Genomic DNA, 25,567 nt, shown 5'->3' on the forward strand with positions numbered 1-25,567 from the left:
ACTTACCATGAGTGATAACTCTAAAACACGTGTTGTTGTGGGGATGAGTGGTGGTGTTGATTCGTCGGTGACGGCTCTCTTACTCAAGGAGCAGGGCTACGATGTGATCGGTATCTTCATGAAGAACTGGGATGACACAGATGAAAACGGCGTTTGTACGGCGACCGAAGATTACAAGGATGTGGCTGCGGTGGCAGACCAGATCGGCATTCCTTACTACTCTGTCAATTTTGAAAAAGAGTACTGGGACCGCGTTTTTGAGTATTTCCTAGCGGAATACCGTGCAGGGCGCACGCCAAATCCAGATGTTATGTGCAACAAGGAAATCAAGTTCAAGGCCTTTTTGGACTATGCCATGACCTTGGGTGCAGACTATGTAGCGACGGGGCATTATGCTCGAGTGGCGCGTGATGAGGATGGCATTGTTCACATGCTTCGTGGCGTGGACAATGGCAAGGACCAGACCTATTTCCTCAGTCAACTTTCGCAAGAACAACTCCAAAAAACCATGTTCCCACTGGGACATTTGGAAAAGCCTGAAGTTCGCAGACTCGCAGAAGAAGCAGGACTTGCGACTGCTAAGAAGAAAGACTCGACAGGAATTTGCTTTATCGGAGAAAAGAACTTTAAAAACTTTCTCAGCAACTACCTGCCAGCTCAGCCTGGTCGCATGATGACTGTGGATGGTCGCGATATGGGCGAGCATGCAGGACTTATGTATTATACGATTGGTCAGCGTGGCGGACTCGGTATCGGTGGGCAACACGGCGGTGACAATGCTCCTTGGTTCGTTGTTGGAAAAGACCTAAGCAAGAACATCCTCTATGTCGGTCAAGGATTCTACCATGACTCGCTTATGTCAACCAGCCTAGAAGCCAGTCAAGTTCATTTTACTCGTGAGATGCCAGAGGAATTTACGCTAGAGTGTACGGCTAAATTCCGCTACCGTCAGCCTGATTCTAAGGTGACAGTACATGTCAAAGGAGACAAGGCAGAGGTCATCTTTGCGGAACCGCAACGCGCGATCACACCCGGGCAGGCAGTTGTCTTTTACGATGGCGAAGAGTGTCTAGGTGGCGGTTTGATTGACAATGCCTACCGCGATGGACAAGTTTGTCAGTACATATAGATTGACAAATTTTCTCAATTTGCTACAATAATAAAAGCAATAGAAATGATGGTCAAAGCTCATGGATGTTGCAGGCTTTTTTGTCCTGCACTTCTTTGGAGTTTTGACTGTTTTTGTGTCGTTTAAGGGAAAGGATAAAAATGACTCAACAAGACTTTCGGACAAAAGTGGGAAATACGGTTTTTGGTGTTCGGGCGACAGCCTTGATTCTCCAAAATCGCAAGCTCCTAGTCACCAAAGCCAAGGGCAAGTATTATACTATTGGCGGTGCGATTCAAGTCAATGAAAGCACGGAAGACGCGGTAGTCCGTGAAGTGAGGGAAGAACTGGGTGTAAAAGCTCAAGCTGGACAGCTAGCTTTCGTAGTTGAAAATCGTTTTGAACAGGACGGTGTTTCCTATCACAACATCGAGTTTCATTACCGGGTGAATTTGCTTGAAGAAGCTCCATTGACCATGCAGGAAGACGAAAAAATGCAGCCTTGTGAGTGGATTGACTTGGATGAACTCCAGAATATCCAGCTAGTTCCAGCCTTTTTAAAAACAGCTCTACCAGATTGGGACGGTCAACTAAGACACATTCATCTTGAGGAATAGGAGAGAAAATGATGGTTAAGCTTATTGCCCATGTACTTGTTCATAGTGGTGGTGATTATTTACTCATTCAGCGTTCGGAAATTAAAAGAGGAGAACCCAACGTTTATCCAACTTACTGGGATATTCCTGGCGGCGGGGTTGAAAAGGGTGAACTTCCGCGAGATGGTGCTCTTAGAGAATGCATTGAAGAAGCGGGAGTTAGGCTAGATAGCAGTTCGCTCAAGCTTCTTCACGAAGATAGTCAACTGGATACCTCTAAGGATAAGGTTTTTACTCGCTTAGTTTATAAAGCAGAGTGGGTTGGGGAGAAGCCAATTATCAGATTAGATCCTGAAGAGCATACACACTTTAAATGGGTTACTTTGGATCAAGCTCTAGAGGAGGAGAAGTTAGTTCCTTATTTGCGAGAAATTTTTGAAAGGTTAAGAAATGACTTATAATTTTACGGAAGAATACGATATTATTGTAATTGGTGCGGGACACGCTGGGGTTGAGGCTTCCTTGGCCGCTAGCCGTATGGGCTGTAAGGTTCTGCTTGCGACTATCAATATTGAAATGCTGGCGTTCATGCCTTGTAATCCTTCTATCGGAGGTTCTGCCAAGGGAATTGTCGTGCGTGAGGTAGATGCTCTCGGTGGCGAGATGGCCAAGACCATTGACAAGACTTACATCCAGATGAAGATGCTCAACACTGGGAAAGGTCCAGCTGTTCGCGCCCTTCGGGCGCAGGCTGACAAGGAACTTTACTCTAAGGAAATGCGCAAGACGGTTGAAAATCAAGAAAATCTGACCCTTCGTCAGACCATGATTGATGAGATTTTGGTGGAAGATGGCAAGGTTGTCGGTGTTCGTACAGCGACCCATCAAGAGTATGGAGCAAAAGCGGTTATTGTAACCACAGGAACAGCCCTCCGTGGGGAAATCATCATCGGAGACCTCAAGTACTCGTCAGGTCCTAACCACAGTCTGGCTTCGATTAACCTAGCTGATAATCTCAAGGAATTAGGACTCGAAATCGGTCGTTTCAAGACGGGGACACCTCCACGTGTTAAGGCTTCTTCTATCAACTACGATGTGACAGAGATTCAGCCAGGAGACGAAGCGCCAAATCACTTCTCCTACACTTCACGTGATGAGGATTATGTCAAGGACCAGGTGCCATGTTGGTTGACCTATACCAACGGCACCAGTCATGAGATTATCCAAAACAACCTCCATCGTGCGCCTATGTTTACAGGTGTAGTTAAGGGAGTGGGGCCTCGTTACTGTCCGTCGATTGAGGACAAGATTGTGCGCTTTGCGGACAAGGAACGCCACCAACTTTTCCTTGAGCCAGAAGGGCGCAATACAGAGGAAGTTTATGTTCAAGGCCTTTCAACCAGTCTGCCTGAGGATGTACAGCGCGAGCTGGTTCATTCCATCAAAGGTTTGGAAAATGCTGAAATGATGCGAACTGGTTATGCCATTGAGTACGACATGGTCTTGCCTCACCAGTTGCGTGCGACACTTGAAACCAAGAAAATCTCAGGACTTTTCACAGCTGGTCAGACAAATGGAACGTCAGGTTACGAAGAAGCTGCTGGTCAAGGGATTATCGCTGGTATCAATGCGGCTCTGAAAATCCAAGGCAAACCTGAGTTGATTTTGAAGCGCAGCGACGGTTATATTGGGGTCATGATTGATGACTTGGTGACCAAGGGAACTATTGAACCCTATCGTCTCTTGACCAGCCGTGCTGAATACCGTCTCATCCTCCGTCATGACAATGCCGATATGCGTTTGACTGAGATGGGACGCGAGATTGGCCTTGTGGATGATGAACGTTGGGCTCGCTTTGAAATCAAGAAAAATCAATTTGACAATGAGATGAAGCGTCTAGACAGTATCAAACTAAAGCCGGTCAAAGAAACCAATGCCAAGGTTGAGGAGATGGGCTTCAAGCCGTTGACAGATGCAGTGACAGCCAAAGAATTTCTCCGTCGACCAGAAGTTTCTTACCAAGATGTAGTGGCCTTCATCGGGCCAGCTGCTGAGGATTTGGATGACAAGATTATCGAATTAATTGAAACAGAAATCAAGTACGAAGGATATATTTCCAAAGCTATGGACCAGGTTGCCAAGATGAAACGCATGGAAGAAAAACGCATTCCAGCCAATATTGATTGGGATGATATTGATTCTATCGCGACAGAAGCTCGTCAGAAGTTCAAACTCATCAATCCAGAAACCATCGGCCAAGCCAGCCGTATTTCGGGAGTAAATCCAGCAGATATTTCTATTTTGATGGTGTATCTGGAAGGTAAAAATCGTAGTATTTCTAAAACTCAAGAAAAGAAGGCATAGAGAAAAACAGCTCCGAAGATGGGGCTGTTTTATAATTTATTCTTCATCTGGTGTGAGAATCATCGGGATGATAATCGGTTCACGTTCTGTATTTTCATAGAGGAAGGGGCGAATGGCGTTGACAATGGCGCCATTGACAGATTGGACGCTGGCGTCCTTGTTTTTCAGTGCGATACGAATAGCATTGAAGAGGATGCGCTGGCTTTGGCGAATCAAGTCGCCAGACTCTCTCATGTAGACAAAGCCTCGGCTGAGGATGTCTGGGCCAGACAGAATCATCTGCGATTTGAAGTCAACAGTTGCGACTGCTAGAACGACACCGTCTTCAGATAGATCACGACGGTCTTTGAGGACGGCTGCACCGATTTCGCCGATACGATTTCCATCGACATAGATGTCTTGGGCGTTGAAATGGCCTGCAATACGAGCAGAGTTAGCAGTAAGGGCAAGCACATCACCATTGCTCATGATAAAGATATTGTCCTTCTCGACACCCGTATCCACCGCTAGTCCAGCATGGACTTTCTGCATGCGGTATTCACCGTGGACAGGCATGAAGTATTTGGGCTTGATCAAACGGAGCATGAGTTTTTGCTCTTGCTGACCACCGTGTCCAGAGGTGTGGATATTGTTAATCTTACCGTGGATGACTTCGACACCAGCTTCAGAAATGATGTTAATCAACTTGTTGACGCTAGTAGTATTTCCAGGGATTGGGCTAGAAGAGAAGATAACGGTATCGCCGGGTTGGAGTTGCACTTGACGGTGGGTTCCGTTAGCGATACGAGAGAGGGCTGCCATCGGCTCGCCTTGACTACCTGTACAGAGGATCAGAACCTCGCCTGCAGGGTAGTCTTTGATTTCATTTGGCTCGATAAAGGTTCCCTTAGGAGCTTTGATGTAGCCAAGCTCGATACCGTTGACAATGGCCTTTTCCATAGAACGACCAAAGACAGCAATCTTGCGTCCAGTCTTAACAGCGGCATCCGTTGCCTGCTGGAGACGGAAGATATTTGAGGCAAAGGATGCAAAGATGATGCGTCCTTCAATGCCTTGGATAATCTTCATGATGGACTGACCAACGACTTTTTCAGAGTTGGTAAAGGTTGGCACTTCTGCATTTGTCGAGTCAGAGAGGAGGCAGAGCACACCCTCTTCACCAAGGGCTGCCATTCGGTGCAAGTCTGCAGGTTCTCCAACTGGTGTAAAGTCGAACTTGAAGTCACCCGTACAGACGATTTTTCCTTGAGGAGTATGAATGACAATTCCCAAAGGCTCTGGAATGGAGTGAGTGGTTCTAAAGAAAGTTGCCTTGAGATTTTTAAAGGTCAACTCAGTGTTGTGGTTGATTTCGTAAAGTTTGGCGTTGCGCAAGAGGCCGTGTTCTTCAAGTTTTCCACGGATCAAAGCCAGGGCAAGTGGACCAGCGTAGATAGGGACATTTGCTTGCTTGAGCAGGAAAGGAATCCCACCAATGTGGTCCTCGTGTCCGTGTGTAATCAAAACAGCCTTGACGCGGTCGATATTGTCCACGATGTAAGAGTAATCAGGAATGACATAGTCGATACCCAGCAAGTCATCTTCTGGGAATTTAATCCCAGCATCGACGATGATAATCTCATCTTGGTATTCAATTCCGTAAGTGTTTTTCCCGATTTCTCCCAGACCACCGATGGCAAAAACGCCGACTTCTTCAGGTTTAAGAGTGTAGGCCATATTAGAACTCCGTAATCTCGAAAGCGCCAGTTTCTTTTTCGTAATCTAGCAATTTGTCAGACAAGAGTTCAATAAATTCGATGTTGTACTCTGGGCGGTTTTCTTCGACAAGTTGGCGAGCAGCGATACGGCCCTCAAGTTCTGAGTTGGCATCGATGTCTAGGTAAAGTGAGCGTGTTGTTTCACGACGTGGGCTACGTTCTTTTGTTTCTTGATAAAAAACTTTGTAAATCATATAGTTCCTTTCTATTTACAGGTCAGCTTATTCCAAACTTTTAGCAGAGATTTGCTTGATTTCATTCCATTTTGTGTCTAGATTGACCTTGATTCGTTACAATTATTTCAATTATACCACAAAATGAAAAATTAGTAAAAGACGGAAATGGAGAAAGTCGGGAGGGGAAGGAGGAGCAAAAAGACAGGTAGGATTTGGTCGGAGAGCGCTTAGGTGTTATAATTAAAGGGGGAATCTATGGAGATAGTAGGTTTGAGGAAGAATACAGTTCTAGTTTCATTAATCGTTGGTGTAGATGGTTGGGGCAGAATGATATCTTTGAAAAAAGAAAAAGCTCTTGAGAAATCTCAAGAGCAAATAAAAAGGCTGAGACAAAACTCGGGGATTTTCCTGGAGCAGTCCAGATGGCAGCACCTCTACCTGAAGCGAATGCATCGCAACCTTTGAATGACTTGTCACCAAATCAAACTCGATCTCAGCCTTTACTTAATTCTATCATCTATGAGGCTAAGAAGTCAATCTATAAGTATAACGATGTAGACATAGCATGGAGTGGAGCGCTTACTAAAAGGTAAAGACAAGCACTTAATTTAAGAGTAAGCAAAAAGAGAGGACCAATGGTAGTCAGGGGTCTTTACAGCTCAAAGCTGAGGGCAGTCCCACACCCGTACCAGAAGTTGGTACCTTTGAACGCTCTGTCACCAGTCGCCCTATGTTATCCTCTCGATATTTATACTTTACTATAACTCACTGAGGGAATCAACTTTAAAAGCATCAAAAAGCTCCTGACCGAAGTCAAGAGCCATCTAACACTGGGGGCGAATTGTTCAATCGCAATTTCAGTTCTTTAGAAACCAAAGTTTCAGGGATAGCACTGCAACCCGAAGAGTCAGCGACTCAACCTGATTTTCCTACCAATGTTGAATTACATTTTAACATTGATAGACCAACATTGTCAACAGTTTATATAAAAATAGGAATACCAAAAGGAGGATTAAGAATGTTTAGTTTGTTTGAATTTGCAGTAGGGGTTCGCCTCTTGATGTTTGTAGTCTTTGTAGCTTGTGTCTATGGGGGGAATGCCCTGTTTGTGCATCTGGAACACCGCAAAACAAAATTCCTTTGGAAGCTTGCTTTTGTGACTCTCTATTCAATTTTTCTCCTCCTTGTAACCTATGTTGTCTGGCTCGTTTTCTACTTTGGTTTAAATGCCTAAAGTCAATTATTCCTCTAGATATACAGAAAATCCACCTCGTCTTGATAGATGGGATGGACTTTTTTTATTTTTAGGTGCTATCTTTATTGTTATGACGATGATTTCTAACATCGAAAATCGAGTTAAAGCATATATGACTTATTTACATTTCTTACGAAGAACCTTTCAATTTCCTTGTTCACTTTTCCATTCAAAAAAAACTACAACTTTTTTTAATTTTTTTGCAGAATTGTCTGTCTAAGTGGCAGGCCCTTTTGTTTCAAAATAAAGAAAATTCCCATGCGCTGGCTTTTGTAGTATAATAGTAAACAGACAAAAAGATAGGAATGTGTTATGAAAGTATTAGCTTTTGATACGTCCAGCAAGGCTCTTTCTCTCGCTATTTTAGAGGACAAGCAGGTTCTTGCCGAGACGACGATTAATATTAAGAAGAATCACAGTATTACCCTCATGCCAGCCATCGATTTTTTGATGGCAAGTTTGGATTGGACACCCAAGGATTTGGATCGAATCGTGGTAGCTGAAGGACCAGGTAGTTATACTGGCTTACGAATTGCGGTAGCAACTGCCAAGACACTGGCTCATACCCTGAACATTGAGTTAGTTGGCATGTCTAGCCTCTTGGCTCTGGTGCCACGCCAACAAGAAGGCTTACTTGTTCCCTTGATGGATGCGCGTCGCAACAATGTTTATGCAGGATTTTATGAAAATGCCAAACCTGTCATGCCAGAAGCACATCTGTTCTTTGCGGAAGTGCTAGAAAAAGTCACGGATGCTGAACAGGTGACCTTTGTCGGAGAAGTTGGCCCCTTTGTGGAGCAGATCCAAGAACAGCTACCACAAGCTAGCTACCAAGAAAGTTTACCTAATGCAGCGAATCTTGCTCTTTGGGCTTGGGATAAGGAAGCAGACTCCTTGCACGACTTTGTACCAAACTATCTCAAGCGTGTAGAAGCTGAGGAAAACTGGCTCAAGAACCACACCGAGTCTGGCGAGTCCTACATTAAACGCCTATGATAAAGATCAAACGAATCCAACAGCAGCCTGACTTGGATCAAGTCATTTACGCTGTCATGGAAGCTGTTTACCCAGTCAGTCCTTGGACACTGGAACAAATCCAAGCAGACCTGTCCCAAGACCAGACTTGGTACGCTCTAGCTTATGATGGGGCAGAAGTGATTGGCTTTATAGCTGTGCAGGAGAATCTCTTTGAGGCAGAAGTCTTGCAAATCGCTGTCAAAAAAGCCTATCAGGGTCAGGGAATTGCGTCAGCCTTGTTTGCTCAATTGCCAGCGGATAAGGAGATTTTCCTCGAAGTCAGAAAATCTAATCACCGAGCGCAAGCATTTTACAAGAAAGAAAAGATGGCGGTCATCGCTGAGCGAAAGGCCTACTACCACGATCCAGTTGAGGATGCCATTATCATGAAGAGAGAAGTAGATGAAGGATAGATATATTTTAGCATTTGAAACATCCTGTGATGAGACCAGTGTTGCTGTCTTAAAAAATGACGACCAGCTCTTGTCCAATGTCATTGCTAGTCAAATCGAGAGCCACAAACGTTTTGGTGGCGTAGTACCAGAAGTGGCTAGTCGTCACCATGTCGAGGTCATTACAGCCTGCATCGAGGAGGCGCTAGCAGAAGCAGGGATTACCGAAGAGGACGTGACAGCCGTTGCCGTTACCTACGGACCTGGATTGGTTGGAGCTCTACTAGTTGGTTTGTCAGCTGCCAAGGCCTTTGCTTGGGCGCATGGTCTGCCACTTATCCCCGTCAACCACATGGCTGGCCACCTCATGGCGGCTCAGAGTGTGGAGCCTTTGGAGTTTCCTTTGTTGGCACTCTTGGTCAGCGGAGGACACACCGAGTTGGTCTATGTGTCAGAGGCTGGGGATTACAAGATTGTTGGGGAGACACGAGACGATGCAGTTGGGGAGGCTTATGACAAGGTCGGCCGCGTCATGGGCTTGACTTATCCAGCCGGTCGCGAAATTGACGAGCTAGCCCATCAAGGTCAGGATGTTTATGACTTCCCTCGTGCCATGATCAAGAAAGACAATCTGGAGTTTTCATTCTCGGGTTTGAAGTCTGCCTTTATCAATCTTCACCACAATGCTGAGCAAAAGGGAGAAAGCTTGTCTACAAAGGATTTGTGTGCTTCCTTCCAAGCAGCTGTTATGGACATTCTCATGGCAAAAACCAAGAAGGCTTTAGAAAAATACCCTGTTAAAACCCTAGTTGTGGCAGGTGGTGTAGCAGCTAATAAAGGTCTTAGAGAACGCTTGGCAGACGAAATCAAAGATGTCAAGGTCATCATTCCACCCTTGCGTCTCTGTGGAGACAATGCAGGTATGATTGCCTATGCCAGTGTCAGCGAGTGGAACAAAGAAAACTTTGCAGACTTGGACCTCAACGCCAAACCAAGCCTTGCCTTTGATACTATGGAGTAGAGAGTCAGCTTTAGGCTGGCTTTTTTGCTAAAATATTTTATAATATGTTAAAAAAGTAAAAGTTTTTACGAATAGAATAGTAAAGAGACTTGATAAGGGAGTTTGGCCATGATTGAAAAACAAGAATTAGGAGAATTTTACAAAGAATTGCGCCTGGCGAGAAAACTCAAGCAGTCAGATGTTGCTTGTGATGGACTGACAGCATCCCAGCTATCCAAGTTTGAACTGGGACAGTCTATGCTGTCTGCGGATAAGTTGATTCTAGCCATCCAAGGGATAAATGTGACCTTTGATGAGTTTGGGCACAAGCTCAATAATTATCAAGAATCTCCGCACATGCGATTTGGTCGAAAGGTTGTGGATCGTTTTGCCCATCAGGATATAGCAGGTTTAGAGCAATTGTTGAAGGAAGTCGAACAGGAACAGATGGCGCAGACTTATCGTCGTTTGAATGCTGTCGTGATTAAAAATGCTATCCATTCCTTGGATAAAAGCTATCTACTCGAAGAGGAGGAACGTGAGTTTTTGACCACTTATCTCTATGCTATCGAGTCTTGGACCTGGTTTGAACTCTATATTTTTTGCAATACCATGCCCTTCTTGAGTAATCAGGACCTAATCTTTTTATCAACCTCTTTACTTGAAAAATCAAAGGAATTTAAAGAATTGGCACACAATAGACTGTATATGAAACAAGGGCTGTTAAATATTATCTCAGAGCTCATGGAACGTAAACTTTTTTCCTATATCCCAATCTTTGAAGCCGAGTTGGAGAGCATGCTCCGTCCATACGATGTTTTTGAGAAATTATTGTGGCAGTTTTTAAAGAAGATGAGCATTTTCCTTCAAACCAAGGGAAGTAATCAAAAAGAGATTGAAGATTTTATCCAATCTCTACAAGTATTAGAAAATCCACAATTAACAGCTCTTTTTGAACTACGCTTACAGCAATACAAAGACCTTATCGATTAACAAACAATCGCAAAAATGAAATTTCTATAAGAAAAAATGTCAAATATGCGATTTTCTAAACTGGGACATTTTTCGTGTTATACTGTCTTTATTTCATAGTATAGGAGAAAATAGAATGAAAAAGATAATCTCACGCTACTACTTGTTTGTAGCTATGCTACTTGTCGTTGCTGACCAGTTCTTGATTCGTCTGCTCTTACACAGCGACCTTGCTGCTGGTCTATCTGATTTTGCCTATTATTTGTCAGATATGTTGTTGAATTTTCTAGTGGTTCTGCTTGCTATTATTGTTATGGTTTGGTCAGGAAAATGGCAGAAAATCAACAGTAGAAAATTTAAGGGATCCTATCTTTTTTATTCCTTCCTAGCCCTCCTAGCTTTTGTTATTTGGAATTTTGTAACCTTTTTTATTTTCCCCCCTACCAAAAATGAAATTGCTTATCAACTCGCCATTCCGACTTTTACAGGGGCTACAACATTTTTGATGTATTTTTTCTATCCTGTAATTGCAGGTCCCATTTTTGAAGAGATAATTTATCGTGGATTGGTGATGACCGCTCTGGAAAAAGGGAAGAAATGGAGACTGGATGTGCTTGGATCTGCTGCTTTGTTTGGAATCTTGCACATTAGTAATCATGGTTGGGTTTTGACAGACTTTTTCTCATATATGGGTGGCGGTCTCATATTTGCAGTCTTATTTAGAGTAACCAAGTCCATTTATTGGCCTATTGGACTGCACATAGTCTACAATGGCATTGGTCAAATTTTACCGTTGCTGTAATTTTAGGTGCTCAGCAATATCGGTCTATTCTTGGGGAAAAGTTCCCATTTGAATTCAAAAAGGAGTTGCGATGAAAGTATTTATTCAAAATAGAGATTTTAGGCAGTTAACCATCAACCAGTGGATTTCAACGGTTGGGGATACGATTTTTTATCTTGCTTTTTTGAATTATGTGGCAGACGCTTCGTTTGCCCCCTTGGCGATTTTACTCATTACGATTTCAGAGACTGTTCCTCAAGTTCTGCAAATCTTTATGGGAGTTTTGGCTGACTTTCAACACCATCGTGTTCTAAAGTATACGCTTATTAGTTTTGTCAAATTTGTACTTTATTCTATAGTTGCACTTTCGCTTTCAGGGCAGTCCTTTTCCTTATGGCTCCTATTCTTTATTTGTTTAATGAATCTCTTGTCGGATACATTGAGTTACTTTTCAGGAGCCATGCTAACTCCTATTTTTATAAGAATCATTGGGAAAGAACATCTGACAGAAGCTATTGGCTTTAAACAATCAACAGTTAGTTTAGTTCGGACAATCAGTAATATTCTAGGAGGGGTTTTACTAGGAATTCTTTCCATTCAGTTTATTTCCTTGCTAAACGCTCTGACGTTTCTGATAGCATTTGTAGGTATTCTCTTTATAAAAAATGATCTTTTGAAAGTTGAAAAAACAATTAGCTATCAAGAAGGTCTTTCTATAAAATCGTTTTGCCAGCATTTGTTCCAATCATCGAAATTGATCTGGAATATGGATAGAGTGATTTTCATTTTATTTATCGTCTCCATCAGCCAAGCTGTGATCAATGTCACTGTTCCTATTTCGACTCTTTTTTTAAGAATCCAACCGTTTTTGAATTTACAAACCGGTCAATCACTCGCTTTGTTATCAACACTAGAATTGTTAGCACTTATTGTTGGAAGTCTTGTGAGTGGCTATCTGAAAAATACGGTTTCTATAAAAACAGCTCTATACGCTTCGGTCGTCATCCAGTTACTCCTTCTAGTAGGATTTGCCACAGTTCATTTTGGTTTGATTCTGCTTTTCAGCTCCTTGGATGCCTTCATCGCAGGGTTACTCTCTCCTAGACTGCAAGAACTCGTCTTTAAACAAATACCTGAGGAGTCAATGGGAGCGGTTCAATCCTCTATTGGTGCTATTACGGTTGTTTTACCAAGTCTATTCACAATCGTTTTCGTAACGATTGCTACAAGTTTTGGGACCCTAGCGGTCAGCTTTATTCTATTGCTATTACTCCTAACCGCATTTGTCATGCTCTTGAATATTCGTGAGAGCATTTAGTAGGGAACTTTGATTTAACTTTTGTTCATACGATAAGGCTGGCGCTCCAGTCTTTTTCTTATCTCCAATATCTAATAATAGTCCTTGCTCAATTCCTTGTTACCTTAAATGAAAAAGTAATTTTAGAATCTAACCACGGAATCCGACTCTATCAAAGTTTGTCAATCATAGAGTTTTTTAGTATAGTAGAAATATGAAATTTACAAAAATAATCAGTGGTTTGCTTGCTCTTGGAGTGATAATCTTATTTATAAAATCTTACCAAAATTTTAAAAATTTGGAATTTCCTAGTACGCAGTTAGTCATGTTTAAATCGCTTTCGTTTTATATGTCTGTAGAATCTTTTGAAAATACATTTGTCGCAGCTGACAAAGTCGTGGAAGAGGAGGAAATGGCCTATCGCGACACTTGGCGTGCAGAAGACCCATATTTCTATAAAACAGGTCGCCTTTTCTATCACTATGAGCAGATTACTTTGAAAGGCTATCCAGGCCGAGCGACCTTTACATTTTCAAAATCGCATCGTTTGGAAGAAGCGACAGTTCATATTCCTGTAACTTCAAAGGTGGAGCAGAAAGTAGTGCTTAACAATCTATCCCAGACTGTAAAAAAAGAACTGGAAGAACTCCCAGATTACCAGTCCATGACAACTGATACAGTAGGCCTCTATGATGACGGTTATCGCTACAAGGTCAAGTTGAAGGGACAACAGTGGGAACTCTGGGTGGATGTCTATCCAACAGAAAATAAATATGCTACAGACACAGAAACCGATAAGTATACTATCCGAGTGGATCAATTTCTCATGTATCCATGATGCTTCCTCTTCAGCACTTTTTCTGGCAATAGGTTTCGAATCCGAAACTTTTTTCTCTTCTTTGAATATGTTATAATAGTCCGTGCTGTGGCTGTGATGACGAACAGCCGCAATTGGAGAGAATATGAGGAGAAGGATGAAAGAAAAAGGATTTTGGGAAGGTGTTCAGGCGGCCATGCCGACTGCTCTTGGCTATGTCAGCATTGGTCTAGCCTGTGGGATTATTGGTGCGCCTTATGTGACACCTGTTGAGATGGGCTTGATGAGCCTCTTTGTTTATGCTGGGAGTGCCCAGTTTGCCATGTTGGCACTGATTGCGGTACAAGCGCCTGTGGCAGCCATTGCTATGACAGTTTTTTTGATCAACTTGCGACTCTTTTTGCTGAGCTTGCATGCATCGACCTATTTCCGTCATACTAGTCTCTGGCAAAACATCGGTATGTCTAGCCTCTTGACTGATGAGACCTATGGAGTTTTGATGGGCGAATTAGCCCATACAGACAAAGTCCATCCTATGTGGATGCACGGGAACAATCTCAATAGTTATGTAGCCTGGTTTATTGGGACAGTGGCGGGGACAGCTTTAGGTGGCCTTCTTCCAAATCCTGAAGTCTTTGGCTTAGACTTTGCCCTTGTTGGGATGTTTATCGGGATTTTTACTTCGCAATTTCAGATTATGCAAAGACGGGTTCCTGTACGGAATCTGCTGCGGATCCTAGCCGTTGTTGCGGTGTCTTTCTTTTTGCTCTTGACAGTAGTGTCTCAGTCGCTAGCTGTTCTGTTTGCGACCTTGCTAGGTTGTACTATGGGGGTGGTCTTAGATGGTCAGTAAATATCTTTTGTTAGCCGTTATCTTTTCAGGCCTAGTGACTTGGGTTCCCCGTATGATTCCCTTCATCTTGGTTAAGTACAAGGGATTGCCAGCTATCGTTGAGCGTTTTTTGAAGTTCTTGCCTGTTTCCATTATCTTTGCCTTGATCCTTTCAAGCGTAGTGACTGGCAAGGTTGGCAGCCTTCCTCAAATCAAATGGCTGGACTTTTTAGCAGTCTTTCCAACGGCTTGGGTAGCCTTTCGCTACCGCAATCTAGTGGGGACGGTTCTTTTTGGAGTAGTCTTGATTGCAGTCTTGCGCCTGGTCTTTTAGTCAGCCATAAAAAAAACCTATCACCGAGATAGGTATCATATAATGGCGAAAAAAAATATTTTCTGTTAAGATAGTAAAGTATTCTATTTTGGAGGAAATGACATGAAAAAAATCGTCAAATATTCATCTCTTGCTGCTCTAGGACTTGTTGCCGCAGGTGTACTAGCAGCTTGTTCAGGCGGAGATAAGAAAGATACTGCAACTAGCGAAGCAGCATCTGGTAAGAAAGAAATCATCGTTGCAACCAATGCTTCACCAAAACCATTCAACTACGAAGAAAATGGCGAGTTGACTGGTTATGAGATTGAAGTAGTCCGTGCTATCTTTAAAGACTCTGACAAATACGTTGTCAAGTTTGAAAAGACAGAGTGGTCAGGTGTCTTTGCAGGTCTTGATAGCGACCGTTATCAAATGGCTGTGAACAATATCAGCTATACCAAAGAACGTGCTGAAAAGTACCTTTATGCAGCTCCAACTGCTAAAAACCCTAACGTTCTCGTTGTGAAGAAAGACGACGACAGCATCAAGTCACTTGATGATATCGGAGGCAAGTCTACTGAGGTCGTTCAAGGGACAACATCAGCTAAACAGCTAGAAGATTATAACAAACAACACGCAGACAATCCAACTGTTCTTAACTACACCAAGGCTGATTTCCAACAAATCATGTCTCGTTTGAGCGATGGTCAGTTTGACTACAAGATCTTTGATAAGATCGGTGTTGAAACAGTTATCAAGAACCAAGGTTTGGACAACTTGAAAGTCATTGAACTTCCAAGCGACCAACAACCTTACGTTTACCCACTTCTTGCAAAAGGTCAAGATGAGTTGAAATCATTTGTAGACAAACGTATCCAAGAACTCTACAAAGACGGAACTCTTGAAAAATTGTCTAAACAGTTCTTCGGAGACACGTATCTCCCAGCAGAAGCTGATATTAAATAGTCGTATGAAATCATCCAGTCTGAGAAAGGCGGATGATTTCTCAATTTTTAGGTATATAGTTTCAAACTATATGTCTGCCTATCTAATAACAATTTGCTAAATCAAATAAAGTATGAGATACTATTACGGTATTATTTTTAAAGGAGATAGAATCATGAAAATTAAAAAATGGCTCGGTGTAGCAGCTCTTGCTACAGTCGCAGGTTTGGCTCTTGCAGCTTGCGGAAATTCAGAAAAGAAAGCAGACAACGAAACAGTTGTCAAAATTGCAACAGTTAACCGTAGCGGTTCTGAAGAAGCGCGTTGGGATAAAATCCAAGAATTGGTTGAAAAAGATGGAATTAAATTGGAATTCACAGAGTTCACTGACTACTCTCAACCAAACAAGGCAACTGCTGATGGCGAAGTAGACTTGAACGCCTTCCAACACTACAACTTCTTGAATAACTGGAACAAAGAAAACGGGAAAGACCTTGTAGCGATTGCAGATACCTATATCTCACCAATCCGCCTTTACTCAGGTAAAAATGGGGAAGAAAACAAGTACACCAAAGTGGAAGAAATCCCAGATAACGGTGAAATCGCCGTACCAAACGATGCAACAAACGAAAGCCGTGCGCTTTACTTGCTTCAATCAGCTGGTTTGATCAAATTGGATGTTTCTGGAACTGCCCTTGCAACAGTTGCTAACATCACAGAAAATCCAAAGAACTTGAAGATTACTGAATTGGACGCTAGCCAAACAGCTCGTTCATTGTCATCAGTTGATGCTGCCGTTGTAAACAATACCTTCGTTACAGAAGCAAAATTGGACTACAAGAAAGCACTCTTCAAAGAACAAGCTGATGAAAACTCAAAACAATGGTACAACATCATTGTTGCGAAAAAAGATTGGGAATCATCACCTAAGGCTGATGCCATCAAGAAAATTATCGCAGCTTACCACACTGATGAAGTGAAAAAAGTTATCGAAGAAACATCAGACGGTTTGGACCAACCAGTTTGGTAATAAGACACAGGGAGGTGGGAGAGAGTTTCCACCTCTTGCTTTTGTATAGAGAGTTGATTTTAAAGAGGCACTTGTGGTCGTTCTAAGGACACAAGTACGTAGTAGAAAGAGAGAGAAAATGGTTTTTCCTAGCGAACAAGAGCAGATTGAAAAATTTGAGAAGGATCATGTGGCCCAACATTATTTTGAAGTCTTGCGCACCTTGATTTCCAAGAAATCAGTCTTTGCCCAGCAGGTTGGACTCAAGGAGGTCGCAAACTATCTGGGTGAGATTTTCAAGCGTGTAGGGGCTGAAGTGGAGATTGATGAGAGCTATACGGCTCCCTTTGTCATGGCGCATTTCAAGAGTTCGCGTCCGGATGCCAAGACCTTGATCTTCTATAATCACTATGACACCGTGCCAGCGGATGGCGACCAGGTGTGGACAGAGAATCCTTTTACCCTTTCTGTGCGAAATGGCTTTATGTATGGACGTGGGGTTGATGATGACAAGGGCCACATCACGGCTCGTTTGAGTGCTCTGAGAAAGTATATGCAGCACCATGATGACCTGCCTATCAATATCAGCTTTATCATGGAAGGGGCAGAGGAATCTGCTTCCATGGATCTAGATAAGTATTTAGAGAAACACGCGGACAAACTCCGTGGGGCAGATTTGTTAGTTTGGGAACAAGGGACCAAAAATGCCTTGGAGCAGTTAGAAATTTCTGGTGGAAACAAGGGAATTGTGACCTTTGATGCCAAGGTAAAAAGTGCTGATGTGGATATCCACTCGAGTTATGGTGGTGTCGTGGAGTCGGCGTCGTGGTACCTTATCCAGGCCTTAAGTAGCCTGCGAGCTGCTGATGGACGTATCTTGGTAGAAGGCTTGTATGAGGATGTTCAAGAGCCAAATGAACGAGAACTAGCCTTGGTAGATGCCTACGCCCAACGCAATCCTGAGGAAATCAGTCGCATTTATGGTTTGGAATTGCCTCTCTTACAAGAGGATCGTGCAGCCTTTCTAAAACGTTTCTTTTTCGAGCCAGCCCTTAATATCGAAGGGATTCAGTCAGGTTATCAAGGGCAAGGGGTTAAAACGATTTTGCCAGCAGAAGCCAGTGCCAAGTTAGAAGTTCGTTTGGTTCCTGGCCTAGAACCGCATGATGTTCTGGAAAAAATTCGGAAACAGCTAGACAAAAATGGCTTTGATAAGGTAGAATTATACTATACCTTGGGAGAGATGAGCTATCGAAGCGATATGAGCGCACCAGCCATTCTCAATGTGATCGAGTTGGCCAAGAAATTCTATCCACAGGGCGTTTCAGTCTTGCCGACCACAGCGGGGACAGGGCCTATGCATACGGTCTTTGATGCCCTAGAGGTACCAATGGTGGCCTTCGGTCTAGGAAATGCCAATAGCCGAGACCATGGTGGAGATGAAAACGTGCGAATCGCCGATTACTACACCCATATTGAATTAGTAGAGGAGCTGATTAGAAGCTATGAGTAGAGATATTATCAAGTTAGATCAGATCGATGTGACTTTTCACCAAAAGAAAAGAACCATCACAGCGGTCAAGGATGTGACTATTCACATCCAAGAAGGGGATATCTACGGAATCGTTGGATATTCTGGAGCAGGGAAATCAACCCTTGTACGGGTGATTAACCTCTTGCAAAAACCATCTGCTGGGAAAATTACCATTGATAACGACGTCATTTTTGATGGCAAGGTAACCTTGACGGCAGAGCAGTTGCGTCGCAAACGTCAAGATATCGGGATGATTTTCCAGCATTTCAACCTAATGAGTCAAAAGACAGCAGAGGAAAATGTGGCCTTTGCCCTCAAACATTCTGGACTCAGCAAGGAAGAAAAGAAAGCAAAAGTAGCTAAGTTGTTGGACTTGGTTGGCTTGGCGGATCGTGCTGAAAACTACCCTTCACAACTATCAGGAGGGCAAAAACAGCGTGTAGCCATTGCGCGTGCCTTGGCAAATGATCCGAAAATTTTGATTTCAGACGAGTCAACGTCTGCCCTCGACCCTAAGACAACTAAGCAGATTTTGGCCTTGTTGCAAGATTTGAACCAGAAATTAGGTTTGACGGTTGTCTTGATTACGCATGAAATGCAGATTGTCAAAGACATTGCCAACCGTGTGGCGGTCATGCAGGATGGCCGTTTGATTGAAGAAGGCAGTGTCCTTGAAATCTTCTCAGACCCTAAACAACCTTTGACACAGGACTTTATCTCAACAGCTACAGGTATTGATGAAGCCATGGTCAAGATTGAGAAGCAAGAAATCGTAGAACATTTATCTGAGAACAGTATCTTAGTGCAGCTCAAGTATGCAGGGGCTTCGACAGATGAACCACTTTTGAATGAATTGTACAAACATTACCAAGTAACGGCCAATATCCTCTATGGAAATATCGAAATTCTCGATGGCACTCCTGTCGGAGAATTGGTGGTGGTCTTGTCAGGTGAAAAAACAGCACTAGCAGGTGCCCAAGATGCCATCCGTCAGGCTGGCGTCCAGTTAAAAGTATTGAAGGGAGGACAGTAAAATGACAGAGTTGATTCAAACTTATCTACCAAATGTCTATAAGATGGGCTGGGCTGGTCAGGCAGGCTGGGGAACAGCCATCTACCTAACTCTTTATATGACAGTTCTTTCCTTCATCATCGGAGGGTTCTTGGGGCTGGTGGCAGGTCTCTTCCTCGTCTTGACAGCGCCAGGCGGTGTCTTGGAAAATAAGGTTATCTTCTGGATTTTAGACAAGATTACCTCTATTTTCCGTGCGGTACCATTTATCATCCTCTTGGCAATCATGTCGCCACTGTCTCACTTGATTGTCAAAACAAGTATCGGGCCAAATGCAGCCCTTGTCCCACTTTCTTTTGCGGTCTTTGCCTTCTTTGCCCGTCAGGTGCAGGTTGTCTTGGCTGAGTTAGATAGTGGTGTCATTGAGGCGGCTCAAGCGAGCGGAGCGACCTTCTGGGACATCGTGGGTGTTTACCTATCAGAAGGTCTTCCAGATTTGATTCGTGTGACGACTGTGACCTTGATTTCCCTTGTTGGGGAAACAGCTATGGCCGGTGCGGTTGGAGCTGGTGGTATTGGTAACGTAGCCATTGCCTATGGATTTAATCGTTACAATCACGATGTGACTATCTTGGCGACCATTATTATCATCTTGATTATCTTTACAATCCAGTTCTTGGGAGATTTCTTGACCAAGAAATTAAGTCATAAATAATGGAAGGAGTTCAACGGGACTCCTTTTTGTTTTCTAACCGAAATGCAAGAAGGATAAAGCTTCTTTTTAGAAATATGCTATAATAAATAAAGGTCCCCAATTAGCAAGTCAGAAACTTTGCTGTAGAAGGGATGATAATGTAAAGGAGTTTGGCTGGTATGAATTATTTCGAGGGGAATGAGTTTTTCCTTCTCTTGTTTGTAGTTTTACTGATTGGTTTTGTGGTAAACTTTTTTGAAAAACGTAAGGACTACTATATTTTGGCCCTCTCCCTCTTATTTGCAGGAGCTATCTATGGTAAGAGTCGAGCGATGATTGTCTATTTGCTCGCCTTTATCGTTTACCAGTATTTTCTGGTTTTTCTAGCACAGCGGATAGAGGCAAAGTGGCTGAAACCACTGGTTTTCCTTTCCATCCTTCCTTTGGTGATCAATAAAGTCTTTGCTCTGACTTCTCTGCATTTGTTGGCCTTTATTGGAATTTCTTACATGTCCTTTAAGACCATTCAGATCATGCTAGAGATATCGGATGGCTTAATCAAAGAAAAAATCAGTGTAAAAGATTATCTACAGTTTTTGCTCTTTTTCCCAACAGTTAGTGCTGGTCCAATTGATCGGAGTAGGAGATTTTTAAAAGAGATAAACGAGGTCATGCCCCGAAAAGAGTATCTAGAATTAGCAGGGGACGGTGTGTATCGTATCGTTCTAGGACTCCTTTACAAGATTGTTTTATCAACCTATGTTTATCAGATGTTACTCGCTCTAAATAATACTGGCACAGTCGTTTACTCAATCAAGTATATGTACCTCTATACCTTGTATCTGTTCTTTGACTTTGCAGGCTATAGTCTAATGGCCGTTGGAAGTAGTAATATTCTAGGTATTCAGACACCGATGAACTTTAACAAACCTTTCTTGAGTGTCGATATCAAAGATTTCTGGACTAGATGGCATATCACCTTGTCGACCTGGTTGAGAGATTTTGTATTTTCAAGAGTATTGATGCAGGTTATCAGGAAAAAATGGTTTAAAAATAGACTACACAATGCAACCTATGCCTATATGGTCAATATGTTGGTCATGGGTTTTTGGCATGGTCTTAGTGTTAGTTACATTGTCTATGGTTTTTATCATGGTGTCTTGATGGCTGGATTTGAAGTGTATCAAAAGAAAAGCAATTTTTATAAGAAAAATAAAAACAAAAACTGGTATAAGCTACTAAGTTGGTTTGTGACCATGAATTTGGTTATGATTGGTTTCTTTATCTTTTCAGGTGAACCCTATAAAATCTTGCTGACGACTTTAAAGAGATAAGAGATTGAGAAGAAATCGGCTAGATCGAAGGGATAGGATAAAACGAGATGATTAAATTAAAAGCATTTTTACTATCGCTTGTGCTCGTAATTGCGACGCTTGCCCTTTTAAATGTGACGTATGTCAAGAAGATTGATGATTATTATAAAGTCAAGGATAACAGTATTCGTTATAGCACCTCGTATGAAAAGTATAAAAGTAGAGATATTCTAACAAGCAATATCACCCCCAATACACTGGTTCTAATGGGTTCCTCAGAGTTGGTCGCAACGATAAATGAAGACTATCATCCAAATAAAATTTTTAACTACAACGATTTTAATATCATGCAGATTGGGACCAGTTATTCTCAAAACATCATTCAGGCTACGACCTTGGGCTCTATTGAAGGATCAATGAGTAAGCGAAAAGTAGCTATAGTAGAGTCGGTTCAGTGGTTTGAAAAAGATGGGACCCATCAAGATGCCTTTTTGAACAAGGCTTCTCAGGAACATATTTTTCACATGCTAGATAATGATAAGATTAGTAAAGAAACGAAAGAAAAAATAATCAATCGCATTATCGAGATTACCAAAGGAAATAAGCAACAAAATGACATCTACAAAAAATACAAAAGTTATTTCATAGATGGAAAAGGAACTATTGTTGATAAAAAACTATTAGAGTTAGATAACGCGATGTATTCCTTTAAGCTTAAACAGACTTTTTATCAAAAACATGCTAAATCAGATTATCCTTCACTAGGAGACAAAACCCCAGACTATGATTGGGAAAAGATGACGGATCAGTTTGTGGAAGAGGTCAAAAAGAAAACAGACAATAATGACTATGCTGTTGATAATAACTACTACAATACTTACTTAAAAGATCGCTATGCATCGCTGAAAGATTCTAATAAAGATTTGAGCTACCTAGAGTCACCAGAATATTCAGATATGGAACTCTTCTTGACAGTTGCTAAAGAATTGGGCATTGAAGTTGAGGTTATTATTTTCCCAGTAAACGGGAAATGGAATGACTACACTGGTGTCTCAAGAGAGATGCGAGAAAAAACTTATAAAAAAATAGAAGATGTCGCAAAAAGCCATGGTGCAACCGTATTAAACTATGGAAACAGAGAGTATGATGATTACTTTTTATTTGACGTGATGCACGTTGGAGTGAAAGGATGGATGGAAGTTGAAAAAGAACTTTACAAATTTGCAAACCAAGCTAACTAACACACATCGTTTAATCTTGTGGACACTATTTTTCTATACGGTCATCTTGAGCATCGTGATCTACTGTTTTGTGACCGATTTTTCGAATATTCAAGAATTTATCTATAGTGAATTTTAAGATTGTATACAAAAAGGCCCTGGAGCTAGGCATTGCTAGTCTTCAGGGCTTTTACCTTATAGTTTATCAGCTATTTTTTGACTTAGAAATTGCCCAACCACAGCCCCAATCAAGGCACCTAGGAGGATGCTTGAAACAAAGAGAAGGATTTTGTCCAACTCTGGAGCGACCATGATACGGTCAATGTATTCTTGGGATTTCCCACGCGCAAGTAAAGTGGCCACGTAAGCTTTGGGACGGATCCACATGAGAAAGATAGGACCACTTGTGCTAAAAGCAAAGACGAGGAAGGAGAGGGTGTTTTTGATTCGGTCTCTGTAGTTGCCGAGACGAGCGATGGCATCTGCTGCAAGACCACAGGCGAGTCCTGGGAGAAAGGCACCAGCGCCATGCTTGCTAGCTAGGAAGAAAAGTGCCATAAAAAGTCCCAGAGTGGTGATAGCGCCAAAACGAGGGACCTTCGTCAAAAGAAGCATGTAGACACTGCCACCGACAAGGGCAGAAAAGGCAGGTGCGTAGAACATATTGCCTGTTTGGTCGACCAGGTGTCCTAGGAAGACTCCAATCCCTACACAGAGAAAGTAGAGGACGGCGGCCAAGAGGGTGGTTAAGATATTTTTCTTCATGAGAATCTCCTTGATGCGAATTAACAAAACCAATTGTATCACGCTTTTTGAGGATTGTAAATGGGAGTTCTATATTTTTGAAAACGCTTGAAATATGATATAATAGTTACATCGTTAGTTTAAGGAGAGTAGCATGGGAAAATTTTTAGAATTCGTCTTTAATCGTATCTTTTTGGGAATGATGGCGACGGCTTATTTCTGGCTATTAACACTAGCAGGAGGAGTGGTATTTGGTTTAGCACCAGCAAGTGCCACCCTTATGAGTTTGTATGCGGAGCATGGTTATACCTATCGAGCCTACCATTTGAAAGAAGCTTGGGAATTGTATAAGAGTAATTTTGTCAAGAGTAATTTGGCTTTCTATAGTTTTGTGTTTGTGGATCTTGTCCTAGTTTATGGTTTGTATCTTCTAGTTCAATTGCCCCACCAGACGATTTTCCACCTTTTGGCGACCTTTCTCAACGTCCTTGTAGTTGCTCTTGTCTTTCTAGCCTACACTGTTTCCTTGAAACTTCAGGTGTACTTTGATTTATCCTACCAAAATACCTTGAAACTGTCCCTTATCGGGATTTTTATGAGCTTACCTGCGATTGCCAAGGTTTTACTCGGGACGACTCTCCTTGTAGGAGTTGGTTATTATATGCCTGCCTTGCTCTTTTTTGTAGGAATTGGAATGTGGCATTTCTTTATCAGTGATATGTTGGAACCTATTTATGAAAGTATCCATGAAAAATTGGCGACAAAATAGAATGAAGCAGTTTTGGCTTCACTCTCTTTTACGGATTTATAGTTTGGTTATGATCGTGGTCATTGCCAGTTTTGCGATTATGCTATCGTATGCTGACTGGGACTCGCGTGAGAAAGAGGCCCAACGGGTTGCAGAACGTGTGACCACTCGGACAGTGAGTGAAGTGGAATACTATCACAGAGAGTCAACCCAACTTGCTCAGTCTTTGGTTGAAAATCAGGCCCGCATCGAAGGGATTTACAAGTATTTCAGTCTCAGCACACCAGACTATTTCTATTGGCAATTAGAGCGTAAAACTTCGCCTTATATCTCGGTTTCCCTGTATGAAAATATTGATGACCTCTATGTTCGGAATGATTTTGTGACTGGAGTGGCTATTGTTCTTCAGGACTACAAGGAAGTATATGTTTCGACTAGAGAAAAACGCAGTGGAGAGAAAGTTCCTGCGGAGGATTTTAAGCCAACAGCCAATAGTTTTGCTATTCCTGTTTCTGATCCTGTGTCTGACAAGGATTTAGGAGTGATCTATATCTCTCTATCCCCAGATGTTTTACATGGAGCTATTGACAATACTCGGGGTCATATCCCAATGGCTGTAACAGTAACTTCGCCTTTTGAGACCGAAATGTTCCATATTGGGGAGAAGGTATCAGCCGAGCGAGAAAACTGGTTTGTAGGAGTCACCTCTCACGGTTATCAGGTTCGAGTTGCTGTTCCTAAAAATTTTGTTCTTACAGGAACTTTGACGAGTTCTGCTGTTATTATTGGGCTAAGTATTCTCTTTATCATCATTTTGTACGTGACCCTTAGACAGACTTTTTCAAATTACCAAAAACAGGTCGTAGACCTAGTAGATTCGATTGAGGTGATTGCTCAAGGAGAAGAAGGCCTTCGAATCGATACCTCTGAAAAAGACCAAGAGTTGCTTCTCATTGCAGAAACAACCAATGATATGTTGGATCGCCTGGAAAAAAATATCCACGATATCTATCAGCTAGAGCTCAGTCAAAAGGATGCCAATATGCGAGCCCTGCAGGCTCAAATCAATCCTCACTTTATGTACAATACTCTGGAGTTTTTACGGATGTATGCCGTTATGGAAAGCCAGGATGAACTGGCAGATATTATCTATGAATTTAGCAGCTTGTTACGCAACAATATCTCCGACGAGCGGGAAACGACCTTGAAGCAAGAGTTGGAATTTTGCCGAAAATATAGCTATCTCTGTATGGTGCGTTATCCTAAATCCATTGCCTATGGTTTCAAGATTGCACCAGAATTGGAAGAAATGAGGATTCCAAAATTTACACTCCAACCATTAGTAGAAAACTACTTTGCCCATGGTGTTGACCATCGCAGAACAGATAATGTCATCAGTATCAAAGCCTTGAAGGGCCAAGGCTTCGTTGAAATCTTAGTGGAAGACAATGGTCGAGGAATGCCTGCTGAGAAACTAGCTAGCTTGCAAGAAAAATTAGCTCAGCGAAGTTTTGAACACGAGGCAAGCTATAGTGGGGAGCGACAATCAATTGGAATAGTAAATGTACACGAACGCTTTGTTCTCTACTTTGGGGATCGCTACCAAATCAGTGTAGAGTCAGCTGAGCAAGAAGGTGTTCGTTACCATATCACTATCCAGGATGAATAGAA

The 25,567-nt window shown here is 42.3% G+C and carries 27 protein-coding genes; 24 read left to right on the plus strand and 3 right to left on the minus strand.

Annotation, left to right across the window (positions count from 1 at the left end; translation table 11 throughout):
- Window positions 1–7 precede the first annotated feature (7 nt).
- The 4 genes from mnmA to mnmG all read left to right on the plus strand — a co-directional run bounded on the left by mnmA (window position 8) and on the right by mnmG (window position 4,068).
- Window positions 8–1,129, plus strand: a complete 1,122-nt coding sequence (gene mnmA, locus HMPREF2991_RS05465; RefSeq protein WP_001282946.1) for a tRNA 2-thiouridine(34) synthase MnmA — start codon at window positions 8–10, stop codon at window positions 1,127–1,129.
- 140 nt (window positions 1,130–1,269) lie between these two features.
- Window positions 1,270–1,725 carry an NUDIX hydrolase gene (locus HMPREF2991_RS05470; RefSeq protein WP_000193648.1) on the plus strand — a complete coding sequence of 152 codons (456 nt, stop codon included), beginning with the start codon at window positions 1,270–1,272 and terminating at the stop codon, window positions 1,723–1,725.
- A gap of 8 nt (window positions 1,726–1,733) precedes the next feature.
- Window positions 1,734–2,165: an NUDIX hydrolase gene (locus tag HMPREF2991_RS05475; RefSeq protein WP_000989469.1), complete on the plus strand. Its 432-nt coding sequence runs from the start codon at window positions 1,734–1,736 to the stop codon at window positions 2,163–2,165.
- A complete protein-coding gene (mnmG, locus tag HMPREF2991_RS05480; RefSeq protein WP_070569454.1) occupies window positions 2,155–4,068 on the plus strand; it encodes a tRNA uridine-5-carboxymethylaminomethyl(34) synthesis enzyme MnmG in 1,914 nt (637 codons plus the stop codon). The genes HMPREF2991_RS05475 and mnmG overlap by 11 nt, the downstream gene beginning before the upstream one ends.
- A 36-nt stretch (window positions 4,069–4,104) precedes the next feature.
- On the opposite strand, the gene rnjA is transcribed toward mnmG, so the two are convergent.
- Window positions 4,105–5,784, minus strand: coding sequence for a ribonuclease J1 (rnjA, locus tag HMPREF2991_RS05485; RefSeq protein ID WP_070569451.1), 1,680 nt, complete (start codon window positions 5,782–5,784; stop codon window positions 4,105–4,107).
- A 1-nt stretch (window position 5,785) separates the two neighbouring features.
- Entirely contained in the window at window positions 5,786–6,019 is a 234-nt protein-coding gene (locus tag HMPREF2991_RS05490; protein WP_000639581.1) for a DNA-dependent RNA polymerase subunit epsilon, read from the minus strand.
- Between the two features lie 237 nt (window positions 6,020–6,256).
- On the opposite strand from HMPREF2991_RS05490, the gene HMPREF2991_RS05495 reads away from it, so the two are divergent.
- The 18 genes from HMPREF2991_RS05495 (at window position 6,257) to dltD (ending at window position 22,425) form a co-directional block, all read left to right on the plus strand.
- A complete protein-coding gene (locus tag HMPREF2991_RS05495; protein ID WP_000407020.1) occupies window positions 6,257–6,466 on the plus strand; it encodes a hypothetical protein in 210 nt (69 codons plus the stop codon).
- 553 nt (window positions 6,467–7,019) lie between these two features.
- Entirely contained in the window at window positions 7,020–7,235 is a 216-nt protein-coding gene (locus HMPREF2991_RS05500; protein WP_000492029.1) for a hypothetical protein, read from the plus strand.
- Window positions 7,236–7,568: 333 nt separating this feature from the next.
- Window positions 7,569–8,252 carry a tRNA (adenosine(37)-N6)-threonylcarbamoyltransferase complex dimerization subunit type 1 TsaB gene (gene tsaB / locus HMPREF2991_RS05505; protein WP_070569447.1) on the plus strand — a complete coding sequence of 228 codons (684 nt, stop codon included), beginning with the start codon at window positions 7,569–7,571 and terminating at the stop codon, window positions 8,250–8,252.
- Entirely contained in the window at window positions 8,249–8,686 is a 438-nt protein-coding gene (rimI, locus tag HMPREF2991_RS05510) for a ribosomal protein S18-alanine N-acetyltransferase (RefSeq protein WP_070569444.1), read from the plus strand. The genes tsaB and rimI overlap by 4 nt, the downstream gene beginning before the upstream one ends.
- Complete coding sequence (tsaD, locus tag HMPREF2991_RS05515) at window positions 8,676–9,686, plus strand: tRNA (adenosine(37)-N6)-threonylcarbamoyltransferase complex transferase subunit TsaD (RefSeq protein WP_070569441.1); 1,011 nt, start codon at window positions 8,676–8,678, stop codon at window positions 9,684–9,686. The genes rimI and tsaD overlap by 11 nt, the downstream gene beginning before the upstream one ends.
- Window positions 9,687–9,794: 108 nt before the next feature.
- Entirely contained in the window at window positions 9,795–10,658 is an 864-nt protein-coding gene (locus tag HMPREF2991_RS05520; protein ID WP_070569438.1) for an XRE/MutR family transcriptional regulator, read from the plus strand.
- 115 nt (window positions 10,659–10,773) lie between these two features.
- Window positions 10,774–11,439, plus strand: coding sequence for a CPBP family intramembrane glutamic endopeptidase (locus HMPREF2991_RS05525; RefSeq protein WP_070569435.1), 666 nt, complete (start codon window positions 10,774–10,776; stop codon window positions 11,437–11,439).
- A gap of 70 nt (window positions 11,440–11,509) precedes the next feature.
- A complete protein-coding gene (locus HMPREF2991_RS05530) occupies window positions 11,510–12,736 on the plus strand; it encodes an MFS transporter (protein WP_070683651.1) in 1,227 nt (408 codons plus the stop codon).
- A 193-nt stretch (window positions 12,737–12,929) separates the two neighbouring features.
- Window positions 12,930–13,553 (plus strand): hypothetical protein, encoded by a 624-nt coding sequence (locus HMPREF2991_RS05535; RefSeq protein ID WP_070569429.1) that lies wholly within the window; start codon window positions 12,930–12,932, stop codon window positions 13,551–13,553.
- 136 nt (window positions 13,554–13,689) lie between these two features.
- The gene (locus HMPREF2991_RS05540) at window positions 13,690–14,385 is read left to right on the plus strand and encodes an AzlC family ABC transporter permease (RefSeq protein WP_000659754.1); all 696 of its coding nucleotides are present in this window, start codon (window positions 13,690–13,692) and stop codon (window positions 14,383–14,385) included.
- Window positions 14,375–14,698, plus strand: a complete 324-nt coding sequence (locus HMPREF2991_RS05545; RefSeq protein ID WP_000253946.1) for an AzlD domain-containing protein — start codon at window positions 14,375–14,377, stop codon at window positions 14,696–14,698. Before HMPREF2991_RS05540 ends, HMPREF2991_RS05545 begins: the two co-directional genes overlap by 11 nt.
- Before the next feature lie 102 nt (window positions 14,699–14,800).
- Entirely contained in the window at window positions 14,801–15,643 is an 843-nt protein-coding gene (locus HMPREF2991_RS05550; RefSeq protein ID WP_070569426.1) for an amino acid ABC transporter substrate-binding protein, read from the plus strand.
- A gap of 154 nt (window positions 15,644–15,797) precedes the next feature.
- Window positions 15,798–16,652: a MetQ/NlpA family ABC transporter substrate-binding protein gene (locus HMPREF2991_RS05555; protein WP_000694527.1), complete on the plus strand. Its 855-nt coding sequence runs from the start codon at window positions 15,798–15,800 to the stop codon at window positions 16,650–16,652.
- 118 nt (window positions 16,653–16,770) lie between these two features.
- On the plus strand, window positions 16,771–18,144 hold the full coding sequence (locus HMPREF2991_RS05560; RefSeq protein ID WP_070569422.1) for a M20 family metallopeptidase: 1,374 nt from the start codon (window positions 16,771–16,773) through the stop codon (window positions 18,142–18,144).
- Window positions 18,137–19,198 (plus strand): methionine ABC transporter ATP-binding protein, encoded by a 1,062-nt coding sequence (locus HMPREF2991_RS05565; RefSeq protein WP_070569419.1) that lies wholly within the window; start codon window positions 18,137–18,139, stop codon window positions 19,196–19,198. Before HMPREF2991_RS05560 ends, HMPREF2991_RS05565 begins: the two co-directional genes overlap by 8 nt.
- 1 nt (window position 19,199) lies before the next feature.
- A complete protein-coding gene (locus HMPREF2991_RS05570; protein ID WP_000137509.1) occupies window positions 19,200–19,892 on the plus strand; it encodes a methionine ABC transporter permease in 693 nt (230 codons plus the stop codon).
- A gap of 158 nt (window positions 19,893–20,050) precedes the next feature.
- Entirely contained in the window at window positions 20,051–21,205 is a 1,155-nt protein-coding gene (dltB, locus tag HMPREF2991_RS05575; protein WP_070569416.1) for a D-alanyl-lipoteichoic acid biosynthesis protein DltB, read from the plus strand.
- A 47-nt stretch (window positions 21,206–21,252) separates the two neighbouring features.
- Window positions 21,253–22,425, plus strand: coding sequence for a D-alanyl-lipoteichoic acid biosynthesis protein DltD (gene dltD, locus HMPREF2991_RS05580; RefSeq protein ID WP_000593512.1), 1,173 nt, complete (start codon window positions 21,253–21,255; stop codon window positions 22,423–22,425).
- A 174-nt stretch (window positions 22,426–22,599) separates the two neighbouring features.
- On the opposite strand, the gene HMPREF2991_RS05585 is transcribed toward dltD, so the two are convergent.
- Window positions 22,600–23,169 (minus strand): MptD family putative ECF transporter S component, encoded by a 570-nt coding sequence (locus HMPREF2991_RS05585; protein ID WP_000739510.1) that lies wholly within the window; start codon window positions 23,167–23,169, stop codon window positions 22,600–22,602.
- 133 nt (window positions 23,170–23,302) lie between these two features.
- Between HMPREF2991_RS05585 and HMPREF2991_RS05590 the strand changes: the two genes are divergently transcribed.
- Window positions 23,303–23,917: a YesL family protein gene (locus tag HMPREF2991_RS05590; protein WP_049489446.1), complete on the plus strand. Its 615-nt coding sequence runs from the start codon at window positions 23,303–23,305 to the stop codon at window positions 23,915–23,917.
- Window positions 23,895–25,565 carry a sensor histidine kinase gene (locus HMPREF2991_RS05595; protein WP_083303915.1) on the plus strand — a complete coding sequence of 557 codons (1,671 nt, stop codon included), beginning with the start codon at window positions 23,895–23,897 and terminating at the stop codon, window positions 25,563–25,565. The genes HMPREF2991_RS05590 and HMPREF2991_RS05595 overlap by 23 nt, the downstream gene beginning before the upstream one ends.
- Window positions 25,566–25,567: the final 2 nt, after the last annotated feature.

This window comes from Streptococcus sp. HMSC072D07 (assembly GCF_001814835.1).
Taxonomy (GTDB): domain Bacteria; phylum Bacillota; class Bacilli; order Lactobacillales; family Streptococcaceae; genus Streptococcus.

What these genes read in the sequence shown, in the direction of transcription:
- HMPREF2991_RS05500 (WP_000492029.1), top strand. Translation starts at nt 7,020, where the DNA reads ATGTTTAGTTTGTTTGAATTTGCAGTAGGGGTTCGCCTCTTGATGTTT.
- HMPREF2991_RS05565 (WP_070569419.1), top strand. Translation starts at nt 18,137, where the DNA reads ATGAGTAGAGATATTATCAAGTTAGATCAGATCGATGTGACTTTTCAC.
- HMPREF2991_RS05475 (WP_000989469.1), top strand. Translation starts at nt 1,734, where the DNA reads ATGATGGTTAAGCTTATTGCCCATGTACTTGTTCATAGTGGTGGTGAT.
- HMPREF2991_RS05470 (WP_000193648.1), top strand. Translation starts at nt 1,270, where the DNA reads ATGACTCAACAAGACTTTCGGACAAAAGTGGGAAATACGGTTTTTGGT.
- tsaD (WP_070569441.1), top strand. Translation starts at nt 8,676, where the DNA reads ATGAAGGATAGATATATTTTAGCATTTGAAACATCCTGTGATGAGACC.
- dltB (WP_070569416.1), top strand. Translation starts at nt 20,051, where the DNA reads ATGAATTATTTCGAGGGGAATGAGTTTTTCCTTCTCTTGTTTGTAGTT.
- HMPREF2991_RS05585 (WP_000739510.1), bottom strand. Translation starts at nt 23,169, where the DNA reads ATGAAGAAAAATATCTTAACCACCCTCTTGGCCGCCGTCCTCTACTTT.
- HMPREF2991_RS05550 (WP_070569426.1), top strand. Translation starts at nt 14,801, where the DNA reads ATGAAAAAAATCGTCAAATATTCATCTCTTGCTGCTCTAGGACTTGTT.
- HMPREF2991_RS05570 (WP_000137509.1), top strand. Translation starts at nt 19,200, where the DNA reads ATGACAGAGTTGATTCAAACTTATCTACCAAATGTCTATAAGATGGGC.
- HMPREF2991_RS05590 (WP_049489446.1), top strand. Translation starts at nt 23,303, where the DNA reads ATGGGAAAATTTTTAGAATTCGTCTTTAATCGTATCTTTTTGGGAATG.
- HMPREF2991_RS05495 (WP_000407020.1), top strand. Translation starts at nt 6,257, where the DNA reads ATGGAGATAGTAGGTTTGAGGAAGAATACAGTTCTAGTTTCATTAATC.
- HMPREF2991_RS05525 (WP_070569435.1), top strand. Translation starts at nt 10,774, where the DNA reads ATGAAAAAGATAATCTCACGCTACTACTTGTTTGTAGCTATGCTACTT.
- mnmA (WP_001282946.1), top strand. Translation starts at nt 8, where the DNA reads ATGAGTGATAACTCTAAAACACGTGTTGTTGTGGGGATGAGTGGTGGT.
- HMPREF2991_RS05595 (WP_083303915.1), top strand. Translation starts at nt 23,895, where the DNA reads ATGAAAAATTGGCGACAAAATAGAATGAAGCAGTTTTGGCTTCACTCT.
- HMPREF2991_RS05530 (WP_070683651.1), top strand. Translation starts at nt 11,510, where the DNA reads ATGAAAGTATTTATTCAAAATAGAGATTTTAGGCAGTTAACCATCAAC.
- dltD (WP_000593512.1), top strand. Translation starts at nt 21,253, where the DNA reads ATGATTAAATTAAAAGCATTTTTACTATCGCTTGTGCTCGTAATTGCG.
- HMPREF2991_RS05555 (WP_000694527.1), top strand. Translation starts at nt 15,798, where the DNA reads ATGAAAATTAAAAAATGGCTCGGTGTAGCAGCTCTTGCTACAGTCGCA.
- mnmG (WP_070569454.1), top strand. Translation starts at nt 2,155, where the DNA reads ATGACTTATAATTTTACGGAAGAATACGATATTATTGTAATTGGTGCG.
- HMPREF2991_RS05520 (WP_070569438.1), top strand. Translation starts at nt 9,795, where the DNA reads ATGATTGAAAAACAAGAATTAGGAGAATTTTACAAAGAATTGCGCCTG.
- tsaB (WP_070569447.1), top strand. Translation starts at nt 7,569, where the DNA reads ATGAAAGTATTAGCTTTTGATACGTCCAGCAAGGCTCTTTCTCTCGCT.
- HMPREF2991_RS05490 (WP_000639581.1), bottom strand. Translation starts at nt 6,019, where the DNA reads ATGATTTACAAAGTTTTTTATCAAGAAACAAAAGAACGTAGCCCACGT.
- HMPREF2991_RS05560 (WP_070569422.1), top strand. Translation starts at nt 16,771, where the DNA reads ATGGTTTTTCCTAGCGAACAAGAGCAGATTGAAAAATTTGAGAAGGAT.
- HMPREF2991_RS05540 (WP_000659754.1), top strand. Translation starts at nt 13,690, where the DNA reads ATGAAAGAAAAAGGATTTTGGGAAGGTGTTCAGGCGGCCATGCCGACT.
- rnjA (WP_070569451.1), bottom strand. Translation starts at nt 5,784, where the DNA reads ATGGCCTACACTCTTAAACCTGAAGAAGTCGGCGTTTTTGCCATCGGT.
- HMPREF2991_RS05535 (WP_070569429.1), top strand. Translation starts at nt 12,930, where the DNA reads ATGAAATTTACAAAAATAATCAGTGGTTTGCTTGCTCTTGGAGTGATA.
- HMPREF2991_RS05545 (WP_000253946.1), top strand. Translation starts at nt 14,375, where the DNA reads ATGGTCAGTAAATATCTTTTGTTAGCCGTTATCTTTTCAGGCCTAGTG.
- rimI (WP_070569444.1), top strand. Translation starts at nt 8,249, where the DNA reads ATGATAAAGATCAAACGAATCCAACAGCAGCCTGACTTGGATCAAGTC.